Annotated in this window: 6 protein-coding genes and 1 pseudogene; 4 read left to right on the top strand and 3 right to left on the bottom strand. The window is 59.1% G+C overall.

The features are described 5' to 3' along the window. Both ACXJMY_RS37640 and ACXJMY_RS37635 read left to right on the top strand, forming a co-directional pair. Positions 1 to 307: hypothetical protein (locus tag ACXJMY_RS37640; protein ID WP_456624404.1), on the top strand; the 307-nt coding region annotated here is incomplete at its 5' end. An 855-nt stretch (positions 308 to 1,162) separates the two neighbouring features. Next, a complete protein-coding gene (locus tag ACXJMY_RS37635) occupies positions 1,163 to 1,480 on the top strand; it encodes a hypothetical protein (RefSeq protein ID WP_456624403.1) in 318 nt (105 codons plus the stop codon). A 14-nt stretch (positions 1,481 to 1,494) separates the two neighbouring features. On the opposite strand, the gene ACXJMY_RS37630 is transcribed toward ACXJMY_RS37635, so the two are convergent. The 3 genes from ACXJMY_RS37630 to ACXJMY_RS37620 are packed head-to-tail and all read right to left on the bottom strand — an operon-like array spanning position 1,495 to position 2,215. Continuing rightward, positions 1,495 to 1,641 (bottom strand): hypothetical protein, encoded by a 147-nt coding sequence (locus tag ACXJMY_RS37630; protein ID WP_456624402.1) that lies wholly within the window; start codon positions 1,639 to 1,641, stop codon positions 1,495 to 1,497. After that, positions 1,638 to 1,931: a hypothetical protein gene (locus ACXJMY_RS37625; protein ID WP_456624401.1), complete on the bottom strand. Its 294-nt coding sequence runs from the start codon at positions 1,929 to 1,931 to the stop codon at positions 1,638 to 1,640. The genes ACXJMY_RS37630 and ACXJMY_RS37625 overlap by 4 nt, the downstream gene beginning before the upstream one ends. After that, positions 1,928 to 2,215 carry a hypothetical protein gene (locus tag ACXJMY_RS37620; protein ID WP_456624400.1) on the bottom strand — a complete coding sequence of 96 codons (288 nt, stop codon included), beginning with the start codon at positions 2,213 to 2,215 and terminating at the stop codon, positions 1,928 to 1,930. The genes ACXJMY_RS37625 and ACXJMY_RS37620 overlap by 4 nt, the downstream gene beginning before the upstream one ends. Positions 2,216 to 4,004: 1,789 nt before the next feature. Between ACXJMY_RS37620 and ACXJMY_RS37615 the strand changes: the two genes are divergently transcribed. Beyond that, a complete protein-coding gene (locus ACXJMY_RS37615) occupies positions 4,005 to 4,250 on the top strand; it encodes a DUF6894 family protein (RefSeq protein ID WP_456624399.1) in 246 nt (81 codons plus the stop codon). A 360-nt stretch (positions 4,251 to 4,610) separates the two neighbouring features. Next, positions 4,611 to 4,717, top strand: a pseudogene (locus tag ACXJMY_RS37610) (ComEC family competence protein); the annotation flags it as partial.

Here is a 4,717-nt window from a genome sequence, read left to right as displayed (position 1 = left end):
CCTGCGAGAGCCGACATTGACCGGCGTTATCGCCGCACCGACAGATCCGCTGTTCACGTTGGCCGATCAGACAATCTCTCGATCAATACCGACCCATATTCGTAGAGACGCCGTCGTCATGCTAGCAACAGCCTTATGGCTGGGCGAAGTGAAGTCGGAGGACGTTGGGCAAGCGGCGAAGATATTTGTGCGCGCAGCGTGGAGGGAGGACAGCGTAGATCCACGCTTTGTCTCGCTGGATGCGCCTGCGTTTCGCGACGGTAAGATACCACTGGTAGAAAGGCTTAGCGCCGGCCTTTGGTCATAATCAAAGCACCGACGAGCTAGAGCAACGGCCCGCCGGTTCACGCTGGCGGGCCGGATTTGCAGGTTGCCATGAGTTCCAATTTCCCGCTATAGGACACCTATTGCATTAGTTGCATTAGGTCATATTGCCCGTGGGCACACGAGAATTGAGTGCGTATTTTCGCGCAATGGAGCGCTTATGTTTTGAGCAGGCGAGGCTCTGCCTTCCGGGTCTCGGCCGGGAAGCTCTCGAAGAGATAGCTCAAAACTATCAAAGAGAGGCCGAACGGCTGGAAAGCGAGGAGCAGTAAGGCCTCTTTTGCGACGGCGCTGGGAGGCATTCTGCCTGCGAAATCGACGGCGGTGCGCGCGTGCGAGACGCGCCCCCGGCTGGGCGTATGAGGCCGAGGCCGCTCTGCCACGCCCGCGGGTGCGAGCTGGCGGGTCTCTCACCTGAGTTCGCTCGAACTGGTGTATGGATGGGTATGCGCGTCCAGGCGATGACATGGGCCGGTTCGGTGACCTTCATTGGTCTCGTCCTGTCTGCTTGCGCAAATTCAGGTGATCCCACTTCGCCGTCAGTAACCCGTTCTGCCCCATGGGCCCGAGACCTCAACGAGCCACCGCCTACCCGGGAGCCCATCAATGACACTGTCCCGCAGACAAAGGCGGCCCTGAATGCCGCGCGCGAGAGAGCTTTCCGCTAGTCCGTGCGTCCCGCGCCATACACCTCGAACGCGGCGCCGGTCACCCGGGTGGTCACCAGGGCGGTGACCGGGCGGACAAGCAGCCGGTTCACGCTGTCGAGCCTTTGCAGGGCCCGGCAAACTCCCCGTTGACGTGGCCGGCGGAGCTGTCACATTACTTTGACAGACAGGTGCCAATTTTGCAGGCGCTGGGATTTCAGAGCCCAGACCGGAATACGTGGCGAGCGCTGCCAAGCGAATATATTCCGCTTGTGCAGCGTTCAGCATCCTCTCAATTTCGGGAGTTCGGCGTGTTTAATGCTGAAATGACTGCGCTGCTCAGAGCGGTGCTCGAGGAAGTTTGCGAAAATATTCCTGTAAGCGAGACGGGCGCCAGAGCCTACGTTGCTTCGAAGCTGCTCGATGCTGCGGCACAGGGACAGCTCTCAACCGACGCGTTGAAAGCGGCCGGTCTCAAGGCCCTGAACCCACCAACGATGTGGCGCTGATTACCCGCTCCACATCACTCGATCACATAGTATTCGAAGGCGACGCCTTCCGGGTCGTTCTCGGCTAGCGATGCGTCGGCCGCCTCTTCAGTCGCAAAGACCTTCAGGCGGTCCTTGTCTCCAACCTGCTTGCTTGTATCGGTGTAGATCCAGACGGTCATTGGTCCCTCTTCAGCTTGCGCCGGCCCCAATGCGGCTCTTTGCCCTWCGGATTGAACTCGGGGACGTGATGCCGGTTCAAAGCCCGCATGACGCCGATCCGCGCAAACATCGTTGGACCGCCGCGCTCGACCACCAGGAGCAGGGCTTCCATCRCTGCCTGCCACTCCGGCACATCGTGCTCCTTCTTCGGCAGCGCGGCGATGTACTCGCCGGCGTCCAGCAACGTGACCAGCCTGCGGCCGTCTGCCTCTATCGGCTCCTCGAAAGGCCGCCCCCAGCCCTTGATCATTGCGTGTTTCGGTATCCCATGATTGCAAGCTGCGGGTTGCCCCGCTCAAAGTCGGGCCGAACATCGGTGCCGCGACCGCCGCAACCCCGGCAGACAAACCGCGGCTCGAGATCGGAGAGCCTTACGCTGTCAGGCCAGCGGTCGGCGTCCAGAGCAATGTGATGGCCGCAATGGCAATAGATCAGCACGCCGCGCACGCCCATCTCCCGCATCTCGCCGAGCGTGATCTTCACCGGCCGGCCGTCGGCACGTGAGGGATTGTTGCGGCGGGCAGGGCGGGGCATGCCGCCATCGAAGCGGCGCGCAAGCAGGAGTCAAATTATCGATTCCTAGCGGCAGGGCGGGAGCGCGAGCTACCGCCGGTCGTGGGTGTGGAGAAGGCGCCGGTTCACGCTGGCGGGCCTGCCATGCTAGAAGCGATTCCTGCGATCGGTGCCCGCCGATCGCCAAAAGCTTTTCTTGCAACTCCCGCAGGCTTCCAAGGTCGGCGGGTTTTTCTTTGGCTACGCCTGGGCGTCGTCGTACGGTAAGCCGCCTCAGTTTTCGTTTTTGTGCCGACCTAGTCCGCCCGGAACAGGTTGCGAACGCGAAGTGTATTCACCAGCGGAACGCCTCAATTTGAGTGGAACCCGCTCCGAGGATTTACAGTTAAATCGCCGGTTCATTCGTCATGGAGAAAGGCCATGGGATCGCGCCGTAGGTTTAGCCAATCTTCCCCTCTTGAGGAGCGACTTGCCGAAGAAGCGAAAAGCCTACGTGAACTAGCCAAGACACTGCCGCCGGGGGCCCAGCGAGAAGCTTTGTTACGAAAAGCTAGGCAAGACGAAGTCGGCGCGCACATAACTGAGTGGCTTACGTCGCCAGGATTGCAGCCGCCAAAGTAGAGGTATCGGATCCCGCCAGTTCGTGGTCTGTGGTGGGATGGACGACGCAGCCCGATTCCGACGGCAGTCAGAAGACGCCCGCGACCAGCGCCTTCAGCCAGCTCGACAAAGACGCTTGGCTTCGCATAGCTGAGGAATGGCTAAAGCACGCTGTCAGTGCCGAACAACGGGACCGGAGATARGGCCGCCTCAGTTGCGGCCCCACGAGAACCGACCCATCGCCCAACGCGCGTTGGGCGATGGGCGGTTCCGGGTGGATGGCGCGAACCTAGGACCGCACCACAGACCGATTGCTCAATCTTTCTGTCGGAGAGTCGTTCCTATCAGATGCCCTGAGGCCGTAGCCGCCAGCTGAGGCGGCCTTACTTCATAGTAAAAACGCCGCCCGCTTAAATGACGCGGACGGCGGCTTACCAGCCCCGGGAGGGTAAGCAAAACCCGGCGGTGGCACAAATTGCATACCCACATCGTTGGGTCTGAGCAAAATTGCTCACTCTCCAAAGACCGCGCCAACTGAGGCGGCCTTAATTCGTTGTTCCAATCAAAATTGACCATGAAAACCGTGAGGTCGGTGCCATATTCCGCCGGCCGGCCCTTGGCATAGATCAAGGAATTTGGTCCCATAGAACACGTCGCGGTGTTCCGCTGGACCAACACAAGATGTAAAGTCCCACATTGACCGCTAAGACCTATTGCAGAGTTTTTAAGCAAGCGAATTTCATGAAGGGAGGAAGTTCATGAAACGCCTCCGGTTCAGACATAAGCTATCGCTCAAAGCGAGGCTTGATCTGGAAGCTCAACAGCTACGCGATGAAGCCAAGGCGCGGCCACCCGGGCACAAGCGAGACAGCCTACTTAGGAAGGCCCGGCCGGACGAAATAACGTCCCACATAACAGAGTGGCTTATGTCGCCTGGGTTGCGGCCGCCGAAGTAAAGCGTAAGATTCAGGTGATTTGCGAACCAAAGGGGGGCAGCGTGACCGCGCCAGACCTGGTTTTGAAAATTGCCATCATAGGACTAGGTGTCTTTTCGACGGTTCTAGTCTCGATGTTGTACTTCAATCTGTAAAGCCAGAGGCCGCCTCAGTTGGCGGCCTCTTCGCATCTGGCCAGTTTCCGACCTCTAGCGATTTTGGAAATGTCCTAATTCACGAAAAGAACAATTCCGGGTCGGTTTCGTTCTCGTCGTATGAAACGGTACTATTTTGACATACGAGAGGGCGATGAGATCATTCCCGATGAGGAAGGTCTGGAACTCTCCACCATAGAGAAGGTGCAAGAAGAGGCGGCTCGCTCGCTGGCGGATATCGCCCGGGATGCCGTCCGCAAGCGGGTGGATGGAGCGTCTCATGGGATGGCCATCGAGGTCCGTGACGACAGTGGCCCGGTGCTGCAGGTCAAATTCACATTCGAGGTCGATAGGCGGAGGGGTTGAGCCGCCTCAGTTGGGGGCTCGCTTTCTTGTCCGCATCAAGGATGGGCTGCGCGGGCGTAAGGTAGTCATGGTGCAGGCAAGTTGGTCGTGCGCACCCATCGAACAGCACCGTGATGCCGGTGGTGCGAAGGCTAACTTCGATGACTGTACCGGTCCGGTTGGTCAGATCCGGGCACCGAGGTTATTAATTTTGAAGCGGGTGCCAACGACAAACCTGTCGCTTTTGTGAGCCACCATTTGATTAATCCGAATTGTGAAATACGCACGGTTCGTAAAGTGGCCAGCATACATTCCCTATGGGCCGCCTGCAACTTGGCCATGAAGTAGTTCGAAAGTGCACGTGTCCAGGAACTCGACTCTTGGCACATGGCCGTGGTCGCAGGCGTCGTCTTCTTCGCGGTGCGGGCGCTGCTCGCCCTGATCCCGGGACTGGCGGTCGGCTTCGCCATCAAGAAATGGTCGGCGGC

It is taken from the genome of Bradyrhizobium sp. P5_C12 (assembly GCF_054049735.1).
The sequence above is the reverse complement of the archived record's forward strand: the minus strand, read 5'-3'. Positions and strand labels throughout refer to the sequence as shown.

Coding starts and splice junctions, on each gene's coding strand:
- ACXJMY_RS37630 (WP_456624402.1), bottom strand. CDS start 1,641: ATGACCGTCTGGATCTACACCGATACAAGCAAGCAGGTTGGAGACAAG.
- ACXJMY_RS37620 (WP_456624400.1), bottom strand. CDS start 2,215: ATGCCCCGCCCTGCCCGCCGCAACAATCCCTCACGTGCCGACGGCCGG.
- ACXJMY_RS37615 (WP_456624399.1), top strand. CDS start 4,005: ATGAAACGGTACTATTTTGACATACGAGAGGGCGATGAGATCATTCCC.